At 70.5% G+C, this 20109-nt stretch carries 16 protein-coding genes; 9 read left to right on the top strand and 7 right to left on the bottom strand.

Going from position 1 to position 20109, the window contains the following annotated elements; genetic code table 11:
• Nucleotides 1-22 precede the first annotated feature (22 nt).
• From HDA40_RS14290 to HDA40_RS42120, 3 genes are all read left to right on the top strand, one after another.
• Nucleotides 23-1969, top strand: a complete 1947-nt coding sequence (locus tag HDA40_RS14290) for an AfsR/SARP family transcriptional regulator (protein WP_253755872.1) — start codon at nt 23-25, stop codon at nt 1967-1969.
• Nucleotides 1970-2079: 110 nt separating this feature from the next.
• Entirely contained in the window at nt 2080-5709 is a 3630-nt protein-coding gene (locus HDA40_RS14285) for an SdrD B-like domain-containing protein (protein WP_253755870.1), read from the top strand.
• A gap of 279 nt (nt 5710-5988) precedes the next feature.
• Entirely contained in the window at nt 5989-6831 is an 843-nt protein-coding gene (locus HDA40_RS42120; protein WP_253755868.1) for a transposase family protein, read from the top strand.
• A 158-nt stretch (nt 6832-6989) separates the two neighbouring features.
• Here HDA40_RS42120 and HDA40_RS14275 read toward each other — a convergent pair whose 3' ends face one another.
• Nucleotides 6990-7559: a hypothetical protein gene (locus HDA40_RS14275; RefSeq protein ID WP_253755866.1), complete on the bottom strand. Its 570-nt coding sequence runs from the start codon at nt 7557-7559 to the stop codon at nt 6990-6992.
• A 121-nt stretch (nt 7560-7680) separates the two neighbouring features.
• Between HDA40_RS14275 and HDA40_RS14270 the strand changes: the two genes are divergently transcribed.
• Nucleotides 7681-8313, top strand: a complete 633-nt coding sequence (locus HDA40_RS14270; RefSeq protein WP_253755864.1) for a hypothetical protein — start codon at nt 7681-7683, stop codon at nt 8311-8313.
• Nucleotides 8314-8373: 60 nt separating this feature from the next.
• On the opposite strand, the gene HDA40_RS14265 is transcribed toward HDA40_RS14270, so the two are convergent.
• The gene (locus tag HDA40_RS14265; RefSeq protein ID WP_253755862.1) at nt 8374-8955 is read right to left on the bottom strand and encodes a TetR/AcrR family transcriptional regulator; all 582 of its coding nucleotides are present in this window, start codon (nt 8953-8955) and stop codon (nt 8374-8376) included.
• Nucleotides 8956-9045: 90 nt separating this feature from the next.
• On the opposite strand from HDA40_RS14265, the gene HDA40_RS14260 reads away from it, so the two are divergent.
• Complete coding sequence (locus HDA40_RS14260; RefSeq protein WP_253755860.1) at nt 9046-9999, top strand: quinone oxidoreductase family protein; 954 nt, start codon at nt 9046-9048, stop codon at nt 9997-9999.
• A gap of 153 nt (nt 10000-10152) precedes the next feature.
• Here HDA40_RS14260 and HDA40_RS14255 read toward each other — a convergent pair whose 3' ends face one another.
• Nucleotides 10153-11067 (bottom strand): DUF2332 domain-containing protein, encoded by a 915-nt coding sequence (locus HDA40_RS14255; RefSeq protein ID WP_253755858.1) that lies wholly within the window; start codon nt 11065-11067, stop codon nt 10153-10155.
• 47 nt (nt 11068-11114) lie between these two features.
• On the opposite strand from HDA40_RS14255, the gene HDA40_RS14250 reads away from it, so the two are divergent.
• Nucleotides 11115-12662, top strand: a complete 1548-nt coding sequence (locus tag HDA40_RS14250; RefSeq protein ID WP_253755856.1) for a helix-turn-helix domain-containing protein — start codon at nt 11115-11117, stop codon at nt 12660-12662.
• 397 nt (nt 12663-13059) lie between these two features.
• A complete protein-coding gene (locus HDA40_RS14245) occupies nt 13060-14487 on the top strand; it encodes an amidase family protein (RefSeq protein ID WP_253755854.1) in 1428 nt (475 codons plus the stop codon).
• A gap of 3 nt (nt 14488-14490) precedes the next feature.
• Here the strand turns inward: HDA40_RS14245 and HDA40_RS14240 are convergent, their stop codons facing one another.
• The 3 genes from HDA40_RS14240 to HDA40_RS14230 all read right to left on the bottom strand — a co-directional run bounded on the left by HDA40_RS14240 (nt 14491) and on the right by HDA40_RS14230 (nt 17804).
• Nucleotides 14491-15735 (bottom strand): D-alanyl-D-alanine carboxypeptidase family protein, encoded by a 1245-nt coding sequence (locus HDA40_RS14240; protein WP_253755852.1) that lies wholly within the window; start codon nt 15733-15735, stop codon nt 14491-14493.
• A 141-nt stretch (nt 15736-15876) separates the two neighbouring features.
• Entirely contained in the window at nt 15877-16503 is a 627-nt protein-coding gene (locus HDA40_RS14235) for a VC0807 family protein (RefSeq protein ID WP_253755850.1), read from the bottom strand.
• A complete protein-coding gene (locus HDA40_RS14230; protein ID WP_253755848.1) occupies nt 16500-17804 on the bottom strand; it encodes a carotenoid oxygenase family protein in 1305 nt (434 codons plus the stop codon). The genes HDA40_RS14235 and HDA40_RS14230 overlap by 4 nt, the downstream gene beginning before the upstream one ends.
• A gap of 71 nt (nt 17805-17875) precedes the next feature.
• Between HDA40_RS14230 and HDA40_RS14225 the strand changes: the two genes are divergently transcribed.
• A complete protein-coding gene (locus tag HDA40_RS14225) occupies nt 17876-18406 on the top strand; it encodes a PadR family transcriptional regulator (protein WP_253755846.1) in 531 nt (176 codons plus the stop codon).
• On the opposite strand, the gene HDA40_RS14220 is transcribed toward HDA40_RS14225, so the two are convergent.
• Entirely contained in the window at nt 18399-19232 is an 834-nt protein-coding gene (locus HDA40_RS14220; RefSeq protein WP_253755844.1) for a helix-turn-helix transcriptional regulator, read from the bottom strand. The genes HDA40_RS14225 and HDA40_RS14220 overlap by 8 nt on opposite strands.
• Nucleotides 19233-19349: 117 nt before the next feature.
• Between HDA40_RS14220 and HDA40_RS14215 the strand changes: the two genes are divergently transcribed.
• Nucleotides 19350-20108 (top strand): SDR family oxidoreductase, encoded by a 759-nt coding sequence (locus HDA40_RS14215; protein ID WP_253755842.1) that lies wholly within the window; start codon nt 19350-19352, stop codon nt 20106-20108.
• The last annotated feature ends 1 nt before the right edge of the window (nt 20109 follow it).

The following is a 20109-nucleotide window of genomic DNA, read 5'->3' as shown; positions in this document are numbered from 1 at the left end:
AAGCAGCGCTACGCTGCGCCGGGTGCGGGTCGATTTCGGGGTGCTCGGGCCGGTGGCGGCCTGGTCCGGCGAGCACGACCCGGTGGCCCTGCGAGGTCCCCGGCATCGGGCGGTGCTGGCGCGGCTGATCGTGGCGCGGACCCGGATGGTCCCCCTCGACGTGCTCATCGACGATCTCTGGCCGGTGCCGCCGGAGAACGCCGCCGCCTCGATCCGGACCTTCGTCGCCGACCTGCGCCGGGCGCTGGAACCGGACCGGCCACCGCGTACGCCGGCGAAGCTGCTGGTCACCGAGGGCCCCGGGTACGCCTTGCGAACCGGCCGGGACACCGTGGACGCCTGGCGATTCGAGGACGCGGTGACGACGGCGGTCAAGAGCGCCCCGGCGATCGCGGCCGAGCAGCTGGAACGGGCGCTGACCTGGTGGCGCGGCCCGGCGTACGCGGACTTCCCGGACGAGCCGTGGACCGGGCCCGACCGGACGAGGCTCAACGAGCTGCGGTCGCAGGCGGTCGAAGGGCTGGCCGAGGCGCGGCTGGATCTCGGGCAGGCGGCGGCGGTGCTCGGGGACCTCGACACGCATACCGCCGAGCATCCGTGGCGGGAGAACGCGTGGCGGCTGCTGGCACTGGCGCTCTATCGGGACGGGCGGCAGGCCGAGGCGCTTGCCGTGTTGCGGCGCGCTCGCGCGATGCTGGCCGATCAGCTCGGGCTCGACCCGGGTCCGGAGCTGGCCCGGCTGGAGGAAGGCATTCTGCGCCACGACTCGGGGCTGCGGCCGCTCGCCGGTCAAGTGTGGAGTGCCGCCACCACCGCGTTCGACCGCGCGCTGGCAGCCGACGCGCGGCTCCGACTGGAATCCACTGTGGGCATTCTGCGGGGGCTGGCGGTCACCGGCGGCGAAGGCTTGCAGACGGCGCGGGAACATCGCCTGGCCGCGGTCGCCGCCGCCGAGCAGCTCGGCGACCCGGAGCTGACCGCGCGGGTCATCGGCGCGTACGACGTGCCGGCCGTGTGGAGCCGGGTCGACGACCCGGACCAGGCCGCGCGAATCGTCTCCGCGGCCCGGCGCACGCTGGTCGCGCTGCCCGCGGACGCGCCGGTCGGTCCACGCGCGCGGCTGCTCGCGACCATCGCGGTGGAATCACGAGGGGTACGCGAGCCGCAGCCGGCCGAGTCCGCGCGGGAGTCGGTGGCGCTGGCCCGCGACCTTCAGGATCCCGGCGTCCTCGTCTTCGCGCTCAACGGGCTGTTCATGCAGAGCTTCGGCCGCTGCGGACTGGCCCCGGTACGCGACGGCATCGGAGCCGAGCTGATCGAGGTGTCCGCCCGGCACGGCCTGCCGACCTATGAGGTCCTCGGGCACCTGGTACGCCTCCAGGCGCGCAGCGCACTGGGCGACCTGCCCGGTGCGGCCCGGTACGCCGATGCCGCCGACGCCCTGGCCGAGCGGCATGATCTGCCGCTCGTGAGGGTCTTCACGACCTGGTTCCGGGCCCTTCGTCAAGCCGCTGATGACCCGGACGAGGCCGAGCACGCGTACCGGACGGCGGCCGCGACGCTCACGGACGCGGGCATGCCGGGGCTGTCGGTGGGGCTGCTGCCGCTGGCGCTGCTCTGCGTACGGGTGACGCACGGGCGCCCGGTCGGCGACCTCGTCGATGTCGGAGGCGGCTGGGGACCTTACGCGCCGTGGGCGTACCCGCATGTCCTGCTCGGCCAGGAGGAGCCCGAGCGCGCTCGGGCGGCGCTGCGCGGGCTGCCGGATCCGCCCGCCGACCATGTCCAGGAGGCGCTCTGGTGCCTCGCCGCGCGGGCGGCGATCGCAGTGCGGGACGAGGAGCTGATGCGACGGGCGTACGCCGCGTTGCTGCCCGCGGACGGCGAGATCGCCGGGGCGGGCACCGGGCTGTTCGGCTTCGGCCCGATCAGCGCGGAGCTGAATGCCCTGGTCGCAGCCATCGGGTGATCCACCGGGATCGCACGGGTTTTCCGCCGTGTCGTGATTGACTCGGCCACAATGTCACGCTCTGCTAGTAAATGACTACTTTGTGTGATTGCGCGTGATCTGGGGGGACCATGGGCCTGCACGGTGCGAATTCTCGACGGCCGTTCCGGCATAAGCGCACCATCGCGCTCGCCTGCGCGCTGGGGCTCGGCATCGGCGGCACCGTCGCCTTCATGGGCGTGGCGTTCGGTGCCTCGGGCACCCTGACGAGCCAGTTGGTCCTGGTGAGCAGCGGCAGCCGGCCGTTCGACCCCGCCTCGGGACCGGGCAAGGACGACTCGCCGATCGACGAGGTCGTGCGGACCAGCGACACCGTGACCTACCGCGTCGACCTGTCGAGCCGCGGCACTGTGGACGAGGCGACCGCCACGCTGGCCGTCGCCGGGCCGGCGAGCTTCCAGACCGTGCCGTCCCTGTGCACGAACCGTGACGACGCGATCAGCCGCGACGGCAAGGAGATCAGCTGCGACATCGGCGCGCAGACGAACCAGACCAACGGCGTCGAGTTCAGCCTCAAGGTCGACGGTGACGCCGCCAACGGGGCCGAGGTGAAGACCACTGGGACGGTCTCGGGGCAGGGTGTGGCCGCCGTGCCGGCCGGGGAGTCCACGGTGGTCGTCTCGGCCGCGCCCGAGTGGGACCTCTCGGCGACCGAGGCGCAGCCGCTGATCACCGGGGGCGCGCGCGACGGGGTCTACGGCAACTTCATCGCCTTCCCGCTTGCGATCCTGCACCGGGGACCCGGCGTACGCGGTGTGGAGGCGCTCAACCCGGCGCTGTCGTTCGGCGTCGACCTGAGCCACCTGTACGAGGCCGAAGCGCCCGGGACGGGCGACTGGCAGCTGGTCGGCTGTTCCCCGAACGGCGTCGGCGACCCGGTGTTCCCGTCCTTGCCGGGGACGCGAGACTTCGGCACGCCCGCGACCATCGGCTGTACGCGGACGAACGACACGGTGGACGTGGTGCTCGACGGGCTCGACACGAGCATGAAGCAGACGCCGTTGCACACCTACGGCAACCTGCCCCTGCCCTTGGAGACCACGTACGCCTTCGCCGGCAAGCTCATCGTCTTCATTCCGGGCGACGACCTGCTGAAGTTCGGCGAGTCCAAGCAGGGCGTCAACTTCCTGCGGCTGCGTACCGAGCTGCCCCGGCTGGCGGTCAAGAGCATCTCGGGCGCGCTCAACGAGGGCGACCTGCCGGCCAACAACGCGGCGAGCACCGAGCTGAACGACGCCGCCGCCGGGGAGATCGCGACCCTGTTCGGCTCGGAGATGGCCAACGGCGACGCCACCATGGTCGCGCCGGGCCGGGAGACGCCGCTGGACCGCAAGGGCAAGATCACTCCGGGGACGAAGTACACGGTGCAGGTCGTCTCCAAGAACCTCGGCACGGTCGCGCACGGCGAACCCGGCCGGGTGTGCGCGGTCTTCGACAACGCCGTCCAGCAGCCCACCGGCCAGTACGCCGCGGTCGCCGCCCTGGCCGACGGCGGCAAGGAGCCGGTGCCAGGAGCGCAGCTGTCCTGGGGTGTCGGGACCGAGCCGGTCGGCCCGGCGAGCGGCTGCGGCGACGAGGAGGCCACCTGGTACCCGTCGCTGGACGCGGTGCCCGGCGGGGCCGCCGAGGTCGACCGCGCCCGGTGGATCATCACCGAGCCGCAGCCGGTCGGCTCCTACTACCGGTTCGTGCTGGAGGAGAAGATCTCGCCGTCGGCCACCGACGGAACCGAGGTCAAGACGTGGGGCCGGGCCAGCTGGGCCGGTCGGCACGGCGGCGCGGAGGAGCGCCCGGCGCCCGACGACGTCAGCGCGGTCGGCCCGATGTCGGACCGGATGATCGTGCTGGCCTCGGCCGCGCGGGTCACCGTCAAAACAGCCGAGACCGGCGACAGCGCCGAGCGCCCGTCCGACGATCTGCAATCGGTGCAGCCGGACCAGCCGGTGCGGTTCATCGTCCAGGCCACGCTGACCGACAGCACCGCCAAGGTCGGCCGGGCCTGCCCGGTCAGCGTCGACGTGACGATCCCGGCCCAGGTACGCGTCGTCGACGCCGCCGCGAGCCTCGCCCCGACCGCCACGAAGAAGCTGCCCGACGGGTCGACCAGCCTGCGCTGGGACCTCGGCGAACGGCACATAAACGAGCTGCTGCCCGCGATCGACCTGCGGACGAGTGTCGCCAAGGACGTCGCGGCCGGGCACGACCTGACCGCCGTCGCGACGATCTCGACGGCCTGCGACGTGTCGCCGGCCGAGGACCGGACGGCGTCGCGCTCGCTGACCGTCACCGGGCAGGGGGCGTACCGGGTGGTCATCGAGGCCGCCGCGCCGGCCGTCGCGGTCGGCGACGACGTCTCCTTCCTGCTCAAGGAGACCAACGCCTGGACCAGCCCGGTCCGGTCCAGCGACCTGATCATGAAGGTGCCGGCCAGCGGCGACGTCGCGAACACCGCCGTCACCGGCCCGGTCGTGCTGGAGAAGGTGCAGCCCCCGGCCGGGGCCACCGTCCGGTACACCGCCGTCCCCGGCGACGGGATCGACCTGGACGTCAACGACAAGACGAACCAGCCCGGCGGCGAGACCGCCTGGTGTCTCGCGGACGAGTTCGGCCAGGAGCGGTGCCCCGAGAAGATGGCGGCGGTCACCGGCATCCGGGTCAGCTCCAGCACGCCGCTGGCGGCCAAGGGCACCCGGGTGACCACTGTGGTCCTCGACGCGCCGCAGTCCAAGGACGCCGAGGAACTGGGCGCGGTCTTCGGGGCCAAGGCGGACGGGCTGGCGCTGCCGGTTCGGTCCAACGACCTGACGGTACGCATGCTGGCCGGGTCGGTCAGCGGTCGCGTCTGGCGTGACCTGGACCGCGACGGCGTACGCGACGACAGCGAGCCCGATCTCGCCGGGATCCCGGTGAAGCTGACCGGCAGCCCGGAGAACTGCGCGACGGTGGACCGCCGTGCGACGACGGACGCGCAGGGCCGGTACCGGTTCGCCGAGCTGTGCCCCGGCACCTACGAGGTGGATCTCGACGCTCCGGCCGGGTCGAAGTTCACGACCGAGAACGCGGTGACCGATCCGCAGCGCGACTCCAATGTGAACGCCGCGGGCACGTCCGCCCCGCTCGCCGTACGCCGGATGTTCGTCGCCGCACCGACCGGTCAGCAGCTCAACGACGTCAGCGACCTGCCGGCGGTCGACGCGGGCCTGATCACCGAGGCGGCGACCCCGACCCCGACCCCGGCGACCAGCGGCGGCGCGCCGGTGCCGACGACCGCGCCGGGTGGGTCGGCGACGCCGTCGACCGGCAGCAGCGTCGACCCGGTCGGAGCCAGCTCGACCGCAGTGGCCGCGCCGACGTCCGGAACGACTCCGGGCAGCGGCCCGTCCGGGGCGACGCCGTCCGCCGGCAGCCTGTCCGCCGGGGCGACGCCCGGAGCGAGCGCCACCGGCGACCCCGGCGTGAGCACGATGGAGGCGCCGGCGTCCCCGTCGGTCACCGACGGCTCGTCCACCGGGACGGACGGAACGGGATCCACGACCGACGGCACCGACCCGAGTAGCTCGTCGGCTGCGACGAGCGGAGACGACCTGCCGCACACCGGTACGCCGGACTGGCTGTGGCCGAGTGTGTTCACCGGGATCGCGGCGGTCCTCATCGGCTCCGTGTTGCTGGTGATCACCCTGCGCCGGCGGCGCTTCGAGTGACATCCTGACAAGTCCCGCACCGACAAATCCCGCACCGACAAGTACCGCGCTGGATCAGGGACCAGGGTCGAATCTTGACCGATGATTCGACCCGGATCCCTGATCTCGTTCCATCCTGATTGCCGCAGGTGGAACCGTGTTGCGTGATGGTGCGGGTGGGTGCTCAGCCAGCTCACCGGCTGTGGATCTTCGTGATGATCTTTAGTCGCCGATTCGTTAGCGGCACATGCGGCGTGGCGTCACCACATAAGGCGAGCCCTCGGCAGATTGCTGTGGTTTGTGAAGACAACACCAATCCGCGCCGAGGGCTCGCCTGCTGTCTACCAGGTCAAGCTGAACCTGTCGAGCGCCACCGTCACCGCCGTCGTCCGGGCGATCACCCTCTACCGCACCACGGTCGGATCCCGGTGGCGTAAGAAGACCGACTATCAGGCGGCGCTGATCGTGCTCGGGCACCTGCGCCACGACCAACGCCTGGCCGACCTGGGCGGTGGCAACGACGTGTCAGCGTCGACCGTGCGTCGCTGGGTCCAGCAGGTCATCACGATCCTGGCCGCCCGAGCACCCCGCCTGGACCGGGTCTTGCACCGCGCCGCACGCACCGGCGTCGAATATGTACTGCTCGACGCCACCCTCATCCGGTCCACCCGCCGACACGGCCCGGCCGGACGCAACACCTACAGCGGCAAACACCACGCCCACGGACTGCAATTCACGGCCCTGGTCAGCCCCGCCGGACACCTGCTATGGCTGTCCAAAGCCCGACCTGGACGCACCCACGACGCCACCGCCGCCCGCGCCGACCGGCTACCCGCCCAGCTCCAGCGCTCCGGCCTGGCCGCCATCGCCGACCTCGCCTACAGCGGCCTGGCCAAAGACGCCAACCACGACCCCGACCAGCCGATCATCATCACCGGCCGCCGGCCCCACCCCAACCGGCCGCTGACCGCCACCGAAACCTTCACCAACCAGGTCATCAACGCCGAACGCGCCGCCAACGAGCACCCCTTCGGCTACCTGAAAAACTGGCGCATCCTGACCTGCCTGCGCATGCGCCACCGCAACGCCACCAGACTCCTGCGAGCCCTGATGATCCTCACCCAGATCGAAAACCCACGATGAACCCACCCGGGCAAAAGATCTCCACAAAGATCATCGGGTGGTGAGCTGCCCCCACAGCCCACCACCCGAATCACGCAACACACAACCACCTGCAGCGTTCAGGATGAAACGAGATCCCTGATCCAGCGTGGCGGCGTCCAGCGCGGCGGCGAGAAGGATCAGGCGGCGACCGGCGTACGCCGGAAGACGACCGGGGCGAAGGCGGCGGCCAGGCACAGCCCGGCGATCGGCATCAGGTCCAGCGTGACCGGCGGCAGCAGGATGCCGACGATCACCAGGACGGCGCTCCACCACGGCAGCTTGCGGGCGATCGCGGCCGCGACGGCGAGCACGATCAGGCCGAGGAAGAACAGTTGCGGGCCGACGCTGTAGAAGGCGATCGTGACGCCGGGGATCGAGCTGAACGAGTCGCTCAGCGACGACATCTCGGGCTTGTCGGCCGCCATGAATCCCTCGACGATGTCCGCTCCGAACTGGACGACCGAGGCCACCAGTCCGACCAGGGTCACCCCGACGATCGTGGTACGCCACCACGACGGACGCAGCATCCGCCCCAACGCGAGAACCACGGGCGCGAACAGCACCAGGCCGATGATTCCGGCGAAGTGCGCCGCTTGCCAGTCCCAGCCGGGACCGTAGACGCCGTCGGCCTTCCCGATGAGGCGGAGGACGCCGTAGAGGGCGAGGAACAACGGCGCGGCGACAAAGGACGGCTTCACGAAACTCATGCGCTTGATCTTGCGCGGCGGACGACGACCGCGCCTCCAGGCGTACCCCTCATTGAGACCCCGAGTTGCCCCCGAGCCGTGACCCTGAGATCGTGCAGCGGTGATCATGGCCGAGCAAGCGATGAATCAGATCAATCGCGCGGTGGGCGCGATCGTTCGCCTGCTGGGGTTCCCGGGCTCGCGCGGAGTCTGGAGCCGGATCACCGACGACGGCATCGCGGCGATCGGGACCACCCGAAGCGTCCGAAGCTCGCAGCGCACGATCTATGCACAAGTAGCGATGGGTGCTGTCCCGCGGGCCTGGTGGGAGTATCGCAACCATCGGTTCGCCCAGTGGGGTGAGCCGCCGATCCCCTATGACGCGGACGCGGTCACCTATGACATCGGGTTCGTGGAGAGTCGTCGGCGTCCTGAGGGCGCGTTCTATCACATGAAGTTCCCGCCCAACGGCTTCCGCTGTACCACGCAGGACGAAGTCGACCACGCCATCGAACTGCTGACCGGCGCGGCGGCCGTCCTCGCCGAGACGGCGATCGACCTCGTCCGCCCCGGGCGCTATCTCGAAGAGCTGAGCGCCATTCCGGATCGGGAAGTGGGTTTCTGGGAGCCGTTCGTCGTGTTGCTGGCCGAACGCGGCCCGTCCGCCGATCTGGACGACGCCATCGAGGAGATGCGCGGGGCTTACGACGCACACGGTTCGGCGCGACCTGACGACATCGTCGCGTACGCCCGGACCAGGGCGGCCAGCCGCTAGCGATACTCCCGCGCGCCGGACGCGGCGCGGCCGCACCGCAGGACGGTACGCCGGGAGTGGTCAGGCGATGCCGAGGGCGTCGAAGGCGGCGGCGACGGCCGGCCACAGTTTGCGCGGATCCGTCCCGGCGATCTCGTGCCCGGCCGTGAAGCAGGCCAACGCGACCTGGGGTGCGAGCGTCGCGGTCGACGGCTCTGCGCCCTGTTCACGGAGGATCTCGGTGAGCAGCTCGGCGAACCGCCGGCGTTTGCGGGCGGCCCGATCGGTCAGCTCCGGGTTGTCGGCGATCAGCTGTTCGCGTACGCGGTAACGGCGCGGATCCTTTGTGGCCGCGGCGCTGACCGCCTCGGCGACGTCCCGGAGCGACACCAGCGCCTGCGCCAGGGTGGGTTCGCGGCCGGTGCTCGCGTCCCGGTATCGCCGCGTCACGTCGTCGAGCCAGTCCTGCTCGTTCGCGAAGACGACCTCCTGCTTGTCGCCGAAGTACCGGAAGAACGTGGTCCGCCCCACCTCGGCCCGATCGGCGATGTCGGCCACCGTCACGACCGGGTAGCCGCGCTCGGCGAACAGCGCGTACGCCGCCTCGATGATCTCGTCCCGGGCGCGTTGCTGCTTGCGCGCGCGCAGATTCAGCTCGGACACCCACGCAGTCTAGCGAGTGGTACGTCATCCGTTATGGTACGCAGTACCAATTGGGTCAACGTTCCAATTCTGCTCAGTCAGGAGTACGTGATGCGTGCAGTTCAGCTCACCGAGTTCGGCGGCCCCGAGGTCGTCGCCGTCCGTGACGTGCCTGATCCGAGGCCGGGACCCGGCCGGCTTCTCGTCCACGTCAGCCGGGCTGGGGTCAACTACGCGGACTCCTTGCTCCGGGAGAACGCGTACCTCGGCGCCACCGCACTGCCGCTGATCCCGGGTGGCGAAGTGGTCGGCCGGACCGAGGACGGCCGCCGGGTCGCCGCGATGATGACCGCCGGCGGGTACGCCGAGCGGGCCGTGGTTCCGGAGCACCAGGCGTTCGCCGTCCCGGACGAGCTGGACGACGTCGCCGCGGTCGCACTGCTGGCGCAGGGCCTGACCGCATGGTGGCTGATCCATCGGACCGCGGGGGTGACGCCGGGGGACAGCGTCGTCGTCCACGCCGGGGCGGGCGGCGTGGGCTCGCTCGCCGTGCAACTTGCCAGGAACGCCGGAGCCGGCCGCGTCATCGCCACCGCGAGTACTCCGGAGAAACGTGAGCTGGTCCGATCGCTCGGCGCGGATGCCACAGTGGACCCGGCCACGGAGGACCTGACCGCGGCGCTCCGGGCGGCGAACGAAGGCCGTCCCGTCGACGTAGTCCTGGAGATGATCGGCGGGCGGGTGACCGGGCAGAGCATCGACGCGCTCGCCCCGTTCGGGCGGCTGGCCTTCTACGGCATGGCCAGCCTCGTCGAGCCCGACGCGGTCTCCCCGCGCGCTCTGCAGCGTCAGTCGGCCACGGTCAGCGGCTTCTGGCTCATGCACGCCTTCGCCCGGCCGGATCTCCTCGCTCGGGCGTACGCCGACCTCGCGGCCCAGGTCGTCGGCGGTGAGCTGAGGATCGTCTCGGGCGGCGAGTTCCCGATGTCCGAGGTACGCGAGGTTCATGCGGCGCTTCGGGGGCGGCGTACGACGGGGAAGGTCGTGCTCGACCCGAGCCGCTGACCTGAGTCGCTGCCCGCGAGGCATAGGCCCTGGGAGGCATAGGCCCGGGAGGCTTGGACCCCGCCGCCGGGAACGGTGGGGGCCAAGGGCAGTGGTGTGAACGTTCACATAGGCGTCAGTCAAGATAACGCTGTCTCTAGTGGACTGTCGTGACTAGAGGCCGATCATCGCCTGGCCGTGCGACCGCGTCCACGCGACCGGTACGCCGTCCAGCGCCAGCAGGTTGTACGCGGAGTCGTCGGGCGCGGGCGGCGCATCCGGGACGAGTTCGGGGATGTCGTTGGCCAGCCAATGGCCGGGCAAGTCCTGGACGACCGCGCGGAACGACGGCCACCGCGACGGCGGCACCTGGTAGAGCACCGAGGTGTGGAAGACGACCAGCGTCGCCCCGGCCGGGGCCTGCGCGGCGAGCGCGGGCAGCGCCTCGACGAGGTCACCGCGGACGAGCAGCGGCGGGTCGGCCGCGGCGATCTCGGCCGCCTGGCGCAGCCGGTCGCGCCGATGCAGGTGGTCCGGCCAGATGAGCGCGTCGAGCCAGGCGACGTCGGCCGGATCGGTGACGTCGAGCGGATTCAGATCGATCCCGGCTCGCCACACGACCTCCGGCCGGGTCGCCGGCGGCTCGATCCCGGTGAGCGTGCTCTCCAGCACCGGTACGCCGTCGCCGAGGGTGTCAGACCCGTAGCGATAGCTGTAACGATCGGGGTAGAGGCACAGCCCGGCGGACGCGCCGACTTCCAGCAACGCCAACGGCTGGGGGAGCGAGGCCAGGATCGGCAGCAGCACCGCGCACCGGCCGGGCTCGTTGGTCTGCGTCGCCCGCTGTCGCATTTCCGCCTCGATCGCGGGCCACCGGCCGACGGTGAAATCGCGGAAGGCCACCGGATCGCCGACCGGGCCGCCAAGGAGGCGTACGACGCCGAAGAGCAGTTGGGGCTGGGTCTGATCAGGAATCAGTCGCAGCAGAACGGGGTCGGTCGCGATGAACGAGCCGAGCCGCTCATAGACGGGCGACACGCCGCGCGCCTCGGATTCGGCGAACTCGGCGTAGATCTCCGCCACGCCCATGGGACCCCTCCGCGATGCGCGATCTCATATATGAGATAGTCCTCGCCATGCCTGAAAGCCTGACCCGCTCCGGTGACACGCTACGCCGCATCGGCACCCTCATCCGCGACGCCCGCCGCCACCGCGGCTGGTCCCAAGCCCGCCTGGCCGAGGCCCTCGGCACCAGCCAGAGCGCGATCAACCGGATCGAACAGGGCAACCAGAATCTCAGCCTCGACACGCTCGGCCGCATCTCCGAGGTCCTCGACTCCGAGATCGTCTCGCTCGGCCACTCCGGCCCGATGCACCTGCGGATCGAGGGCGGGCGCAAGCTGTCCGGCAGCATCAACGTCAAGACCAGCAAAAACGCCGGGGTCGCGCTGCTGTGCGCGTCCCTGCTCAACCGTGGGCGTACCACGCTGCGCAAGGTCGCGCGGATCGAGGAGGTCAATCGCATCCTCGAGGTCCTCGGCAGCATCGGGGTCAAGCACCGCTGGCTCAACGACGACAACGACCTCGAGATCACCCCGCCCGCGCGATTCGACCTCGACTCGCTCGACGTCGCGGCGGCGCGGCGCACGCGCAGCATCATCATGTTCCTCGCCCCGCTCATGCACGACCACGGCATGTTCTCCCTGCCATACGCCGGAGGCTGCGACCTGGGCACGCGAACCGTCGAGCCGCACCTGATCGCGCTGCGCCCGTTCGGCCTGGAGGTGAAGGCGACCGGCGGTTTCTACCACGCCGACGTCGACCCCAGCGTGCACCCGTCCCGGCCGGTCGTGCTGACCGAACGCGGCGACACCGTGACCGAGAACGCACTGATGGCGGCGGCCCGGCGCGACGCGGTGACGGTCATCCGCAACGCCAGCCCGAACTACATGGTGCAGGACCTCTGCTTCTTCCTCACCGACCTCGGCGTACGCATCGACGGCATCGGCACCACGACGCTGACCGTGCACGGCAAGCCGATCATCGACTCCGATGTGGACTACGCGCCGTCGGAGGACCCGATCGAGGCGATGAGCCTCATCGCCGCCGCCGTCGTCACCGAATCCGAGATCACCGTACGCCGCGTGCCGATCGAGTTCATGGAGATCGAACTGGCGCTGCTGACGGAGATGGGACTCGACTACGACCAGACCGACGAATACTTCGCCGCCAACGGGCGTACGCGTCTGGTCGACGTGACCGTGCGACCCTCGCACCTGCGCGCCCCGATCGACAAGATCCACCCGATGCCGTTCCCCGGCCTGAACATCGACAACCTGCCGTTCTTCGCCCTGATCGCGGCGGTGGCCGACGGATCGACCCTGCTGCACGACTGGGTCTACGAGAACCGGGCGCTGCACCTGACCGAGCTGACCAAGCTCGGCGCGCGGGTGACGCTGATGGACCCGCACCGGCTGCACATCACCGGTCCGACGCACTGGTCCGGCGCCGAGGTGGTCTGCCCGCCCGCGCTGCGACCCGCGGTCGTCGTCCTGCTGGCGATGCTGGCGGCGAAAGGCACGTCGGTGCTGCGCCACGTCTACGTCATCAATCGCGGTTACGAGCAGTTGGCCGAGCGCCTCACCGAACTGGGGGCGAGCATCGAGACCTTCCGCGACATTTAAAAAGTTAGCAGAGAACTCGCCCGAGGGGTATCGGGTCGATTGCTGAGTGCGCAGCTCACGGGCCAGTCGTAAGGTCTGCTCTGGCCGCCGGAACTTCTGGTGGCCAGAGAAGGAGTCTTGTGACCTACCCGCGTGCCCTCACCGAACTGTTCCTGTAGGACGAGCCGAGGGCGAAGGCCCGTAGCATCAACCCTCCGGCCGGCGAGCCCCGGCATGCCAAGCGGATCGCCCTCAAGGCGCGCCGCCGGCAGACCCGGGACCTAGGTACGATCTGACCCTTCGACGAGCCCGGCCCACCCTGCATGCGTGGGCCGGGCTCCTCGGTCTCAGCCGGGCCGAAACCACCGCACCTCAGGCATGATCGACGAGCCGCCGCAGCAGTTGATACCTTCCGGCGGTGAGCCTCCCCGACCTCGCCGTCGCCACCGTCGCCGGCCTGCGTACGCTCCTCGACTCCGGCGAGGTGACGAGCAGCGACATCGTCGCGGCGCACCTCGACCAGATCCGGCGCTACGACGGAGTCTTCGGCGCGATCCGCTGCCTGGCCCCGGACGCGTTGGAGCAGGCGGACTTCAGCGACCGCGTACGCCGGGAGGAGGGCGCGCGCAGCCCGCTCGAGGGCCTGCCGGTGCTGGTCAAGGACAACATCGACGTCGCGGGGCTGCCGACGACCGGTGGCGCGCTCGCGCTGGAGCACAGTGTTCCCCTGCTCGACGCCCCGATCGTCGCCAAGCTGCGGTCGGCCGGCGCGGTGGTGCTGGGTAAGACGAATCTGTCCGAACTGGCGAACTTCCTCACCGAGGACATGCCGTCCGGCTACTCCTCCCTGGGCGGGCAGGTACTCAACCCGTACGACACGGCGCTCACGCCGAGCGGCAGCAGCAGCGGCTCCGGCGCCGCCGCAGCCCTCGGATACGCGCCTTTGACCGTCGGCACCGAGACGGACGGCTCGATCACGAGTCCGGCCGACTTCCAGAGCCTGGTCGGGATGAAGCCGACGCTCGGCCTAGTCAGCCGGACGGGCATCCTGCCGATCGCGCCCAGTCAGGACACCGCCGGGCCGATGACGCGTACGGTGGCGGACGCGGCGGCGTTGCTCGCCGCGATCGCCGGACCGGACGTGGCCGACTCGGTGACCGCCGCGTCGGGCGGGGTCGCCGAGGCCCTGCAGAACCTCATGTTCGACGTACGCCACCTGCGCGGCGCGCGGATCGCCGTGGTCCAGTCCGACGACGCCGAGTTCCCGCAAGCGGCGCTGGCGGCTTTGCGGCGGGCTGGAGCGTCTCTAGTGGATGTGTCGATGCCGGAGAGCGGGCACGACGACGAACTCGCCGTGCTGCACTACGAATTCGGTCCCGCCGTCGACCAGTACTTGGCCGGGCTCGGCCCGGACGCGCCGATGCGTACGCTCGCCGACATTCAAGCCTTCAACGTCCAGAACGCCGACGTCGCGCTCAAGTTCCGGCAGGTCCACGTGGACACCGCGCTCGCCGTCGAGCACGTGGCGCAGCGGTCGGCGTACCAGCAGGCCCGGTCGCGGGACCTCGCCGTCGCCGTCGAGAGCCTCAACGCCGCCCTCGGCGACAACGAGTTCCTCGCCTTCAGCGGGGCGTCCGGTTGCTCCTGGGCGGCCCGTGCCGGCTGGCCCAGCATCGTGATCCCGGCCGCGTACGCCGAGGACAATCGTCGTCCCAAGGGAATGATGTTCGTGGCGCGCCCGTGGGGCGACGCGCGGCTGCTCCAGATCGCGTACGCCGCGGAACAGGTGCACCCGGTGCGGCGTACGCCGTTCGAGGTGAACCCGGCGGCGTTCCGCAACCTCTAACCGCTACGCGCGCCTGCGCCGTCGGATGCGGAATAGTCCGATGAGGACGGACAGCCCGGTGGCGACCGCGACGCCGGCCGCGATCGGGATCGGTGCCCAGAGGCTGCCGGCAGCCGCCTCGGCGATGATCGGGGCGGATGAGGAGACGCTTGCCGACGGCGCCGGGTGCGCCTCCTCCGGTGTCACGAGGTGTCCGACGGAGGTGCCCGACGGCAGGCTGAATCCCCAGTCGAGCAGCGCCGCGCCCTGTTGCCAGCCGCGCTGCGGCTTCGGCTCCGCGCCCATGAGCGTCACGACGAGCCGGCGGCCGTTGCGTTCGGCCGCGCCGACGTAGGTGTGCCGCGCCAGACTGGTGAACCCCGTCTTCCCGCCGAGCGCGCCGGGATAGTTGTAGATCAGCTGGTTCTCGTTCTGGATTTGGAAGCCCTTGTGCTTCGGCGGCTGAGCCGGGATCTGCGTACGCTGTGTCAGCGCGTACTTGCGGAAGGTTTCGTTGCCGAAGCAGACCCGGGCGATCAGCGCCAGATCGTACGCGCTGGTGAACTGGCCTTTGCCGTCGTAGCCGGACGGGGTCACGGCGTGCGTCTGGAAGGCTCCGAGCTTCTCCGCCTCGGCGTTCATCCCCTGTACGCCCGCCGCCACGGTGCCGCCGCCGAGCCGGGCCAGGACGGTCGCGGCGTCGTTGCCGGACTGGAGCAGCAGGCCGAGCCAGAGCGTCTCGATGCTGTACTTGCCGTTGGTGACCAGGCCGACCTTGGAACTGTCCCAGGGGACCTGCTTGAGATCGTCGGCGGTGACAGTGGCGATCTGCGCCGGGTCGAGTTTGTCCAGGTACGTGGCGGTCAGCAGCAGCTTCTGCACACTCGCCGGCGTGCCGTACTCGTGCGCGCCACACGCGCCCAGGACCTCGCCGGTGTCCAGGTCGGCCACCACCCACGAGATTGCGGTGTTCGCGGGCGGGCTGGCCACGCCGGACGGGACGACCAGACCGGGCGAGGCGAGCTGCTCGCCGCCGAGGGCCTTCTGCGCCGCGTTGTCCGCCGGCGGGGTGGGCCGCTTCGGGCGGGAGACCTTGGGGGCGACGGCCTTCGGACACGGGATCGGGGCGTTCGCTGACGCCGTGGCAGTCGTAGCTGTCGATGGCGTGGCGGTCGGTTCCGCCAGCGCGGCCGACGGGGTGCTCCAGGGGACCGCGAGGGCGGCGGTGGTGAGCACGACGGTCAGGCGGCGTCGGGCGGAGGAACTCATGGGGCGCAACGGTAGCCGGTCCGGCTGGATGCCGCATGCACACCAGGGGACCCGCAAACCGGTAGATCACGGTTATGCAGGACCTCCCACGCCGGGGGAGGCCTGCATAACCGTGATCTGCACCCGACAGAGCGGGGGGAGCTAGGCGGTGCGGGCTTGGATTCGCTTGACGAACCAGCCGTTCCAGACTGACAGCAGCACCATCACGGCGATGAGCATCGCGCTGGAGGCGGTCACCGCGGCGTCGGTGGACAGCGAGTAGATCACCGGGATGCGCCCGACGGCGTCGGCCAGCAGGCCCGCACCCCAGACCGCCGACATGATCCGGAAGTTCCGCCGGAACCCCGGCAGATCAGCCCACTTCTGCTCGAACTCCGCGATCTCCTCGGGCTTGCCCTCCCGCATCCGGAGCGCGGCGTGGTAGATGAGCGGCTTGCCGACGAAGCAGCTGATCACGAAGGCCAGCCCGGCCGCGCCGGTGACCAGGGACTCCTTGGCGAGCATGAACTTCGCGTCGCCGGTGAGCACCGAGAGCAGCAGGCCGATGCCGAACACCCCGACCATCACGGTGGCGAAGACGTCGAACTTGCGGGAACGCAGCGCGACCCAGATGACGCGGAGGAGGGCGACGACCGAGCCGGCCAGCAGGGCGACGTAGTCGTCGGCGCCGAGCCACTTGGCCACGAAGTACGCGCCGAGCGACAGGCCGACGTCCCAGACCAGGGACAGCAGGATCGCGGCGGGGCCGTTGGCGGTGGGGCGGCTCATCGGACTTCTCCTTCGAGAGCGGTGGCGTCGGCGATCCAGGCGCCGTGGAATCCGGCCGGTACGCGGCGCGGCAGGTGAACGGTCGCGACCGGTCCGGCGGCCACCTCGGTGGCGTCGTGAACCAGCAGCCGGGAGGGTACTTCGGGGTGATCGTGGGTGGCGATCGAGACGAGCCAGCCGGCGTCCTCTGCCGTCTCTCCAGAGGCGGCCACGAATACGGCCTCGCCGACATGCCAGCCGTCGCCTCGGGCGTCGACGTCGGCGGCTCCGCTCCTCGTGTCGTATTTGATCACGGCGTCGCCGCTCACGGCGTACAGCCACTGGTTGGGGCGGCCGGTGCGGGCTTCGTTGTGGGTCGGGAACTCCACCTCCCGATCGTCGAGCTGCTGTTCGCGTACCCCTGAGGGAGAGATGGACCACCGGTAGAGCCGGTGGGCCTCGCGAGGCGTGTCGTCCGCGGTGCCGCCGATGTCTCCCCAGAGGCCCTGAAACGCGGACCGGGAGTAGCGGACGGCGTCGAGCACGACCTGGCCGTTCTCCTCGCGGGCGTTGCCGACGTGGAAGACGTAGCAGGGTCCGATCTCGTGCCAGGTGACCGTGCCCCCGGTACGCGGCATCAACCCGATGCGCGCGCCGTAGCTGTCGCTCCACCGGTACGGCATGGTCTTGCCGACGAGCGCGAAGTCGAAGACGGCGGGCAGGTCGAGCCACACGAGGTAGTTCTCCGTGATGGCGAAGTCGTGCATCATCGTCGGCCCGGGGACCTCGATGGGCCGGCTTTCGACCAGTTCGCCCGTGGCCGACAGCCGGTGGTAGGTCAGGAACGGCGGCAGCGCGCTGTAGCCGAAGAAGTGCAGCTCGCCGGTGACCGGGTCGGTCTTGGGGTGGGCGGTCATCGCGGTGGTGAGCCGCCCGCCGAAGTCGCAGTAGCCGATGGTGTTCAGCTCGCGGTCGATCTCGTACGGGAAAGCCTGCTCGACCAGGGCGAACAGTCGGCCGGAGTGCTCGAGCACCGAGGTGTTGGCCGGGCCGCCCCGATAGTCGAGGGTGCCGTCGGGGCGGACGAAGCCGACGTCGGTGAACTTCACCCAGCGGTTGCGGTACCACTCGGCGCGACCGTCGCGAAGCCGTACGCCGTGCAGCATGCCGCTGCCCATGAACCAGTGCGGCGCGAATTCGCCGGGGCGGGGGTTGGGGCCGTTGCGGAAGTAGCGGCCGGACAGCTCGGTCGGGAGTGCCCCGGTGACCACCAGGTCGGTGGCGTCGGTCTCGTCGGGGACCGGAGCGGTGAACTCGTTCATATGAAGAGGCTGACATGTCAGGCTCGACATGTCAACGCCAACATGTAAGGCCCGTCATGTAAGCTTCGGACATGTCACTGAGGCACGCCTTGCTCGGACTGCTGGCCGACAGCCCGCAGACCGGCTACGACCTGACCAAACGGTTCGAGGAAACGCTGTCCGGACACGCCTGGAACGCCAGCCACAGCCAGATCTATCCGGAGCTGAAGCGGCTGCTGGGCGACGGGCTGATCGAGATCGTCGGCGAGGGCTCGCGCGGGAGTAAAACGTACGGCGTGACCGCCGAGGGCCGGGCCGAGCTGCGCCGCTGGATGTTCAGCCCGCTCGGCGACACGCCGCCGCGCAACGAGTTCGTGCTCCGGCTCTTCCTGCTGTCCTCACTGGATCTCGCCGACACTCGTGTACTGGTGGGCCAGATGGCGCAGGCCAGCGACGTCGAGGTGGCCGGGCTGACGGAGGCGATCGCGACGATCGAGCGGTTCACCCCGCCCGGCACCCGCCCCGGCTACGCCCGGTTCGCCGCCGAGTTCGGCCGGCGCTACTACGAGCTGCAGAGCGAGTGGGCGCGGTGGGTGCTCGCGGAGTTGGAGAAGGCTAGCTGACCGTCGGCTCCACCGGGGTGGCCGCCCAGCTGCCCAGCAGCCGCAGGCGCTCCTCGGTCGGCGATCCCGCCTCGGCGATGTAGGTGACCAGCAGATGATCGGGGTCGCCGGGCAGCGCGAACGTCTCGTAGGCGAGGTCGAGGTCGCCGACCACGGTGTGCCGCAACAGCTTGCGCCCGTGCGTCTTCTCCCGGACCGCGTGCGCCGCCCACAACTCCCGGAACACCGGGTCCCGCAGGGACAGCTTGCCGACCAGCGCGGCCAGCTGCGGGTCGCCCGGGTGCAGGCCCGCGTCCCGGCGCAGGTAGGCCACCGTCTCCTCGGCCACCGCGGGCCAGTCGCGATAGAAGGTCCGCGCTCTCGGTTCCAGGAAGGTCTGGTACGCCACATTCCGTGGCCCGGTCATGTCGCTGAATCCGGCGACCGCGTCGGCCAGCGCGTTCCACGCGACGAGGTCCATCCGGCGGCCGAGCACGAAGGCCGGGACGGACTCCATTAACTCCAGCATCCGGCGCAGTTCCGGCCGTAGCTTGGCGGACTTCACCGGGGCGGCCTGCTTGGTCGGGCGTACCAGGTTGCGCAGGTGATCCCGCTCGGTGGGGTCCAGCCGCAGCACCCGGGCGATCGCGTCGAGGACGGCGTCCGAGACACCGGCGCTCCGGCCCTGCTCCAGCCGGGTGTAGTAGTCGACGCTCACCCCGGCCAGCTGCGCGATCTCCTCCCGGCGCAACCCCGGTACGCGTCGCCGCCCGTAGTCGGGCAGCCCGGCCTCGGCTGGGCTGATCTTGGCGCGGCGGCTGCGCAGGAACTCACCGATCTCTTGCACGCCGACCAGTCTGCCTCAGCCTTCCTCATTCATCGTGGCTGTGCTGATCCTAGGACTGCCAGACCTAGGTTCAGCTCGCCCCTGGGTAGTCCCCGGGAACCGTCGCAGGCTTTCGGCATGACATACGAACTGGGAAATCGCACCGCCGTCGTCACCGGAGCCGCCAGCGGCATGGGCGCGGCCACCGCCGAACTGCTCGCCGCTTCCGGCGTACGCGTCGCGCTGCTGGCCCGCCGGGCCGACCGGATCGCCGGGCTGGCCGAGAAGATCGTGGCCGACGGGGGACAGGCGATCGCGGTCGCCACCGACGTCACCGACAGCGCCGCCGTCACGTCCGCCGCCGACGCGGTACGCCGGGCGTACGGGCGAGTGGACCTGGTGGTCAACGCGGCCGGAGTGATGCTGCCGAACCCGATCGCCGCCGGTCGCGAGGACGAATGGCAGCGCATGATCGACACCAACGTGACCGGCGCGCTGCGGGTCATCCGGGCGTTCGCCGGCGATCTGATCGACACGGCGGCCGACGGCCGGACGGCCGACCTGGTGAACATCTCCTCGATCGGCGCACACGTGACCTTCCCGGACTACGCGGTCTACGGGGCGACCAAGGCTGCGCTGACTCATCTGTCGGCCGGTCTGCGTACCGAGTTCGGTCCCCGTGACGTCCGGGTCACCAACATCGAGCCCGGCCTGACCGACACCGAACTGGGCCACCACATCGACAATCCGACCCTGAGCCGGCAGCTCGGCGGCATGTTCGAGGCGCTGGGCGGGCTGTCCGCCGCCGAGATCGCCGACCTCGTCGCGTACGCCGTGAGCCGTCCCCGGCACGTCAATCTGCGCCAGCTGGTGGTGCTGCCGACGCGTCAGGCGTGAC

It is taken from the genome of Hamadaea flava, assembly GCF_024172085.1.
Classification (GTDB): domain Bacteria; phylum Actinomycetota; class Actinomycetes; order Mycobacteriales; family Micromonosporaceae; genus Hamadaea; species Hamadaea flava.
This window is presented reverse-complemented; position numbering and strand designations above follow the sequence as displayed.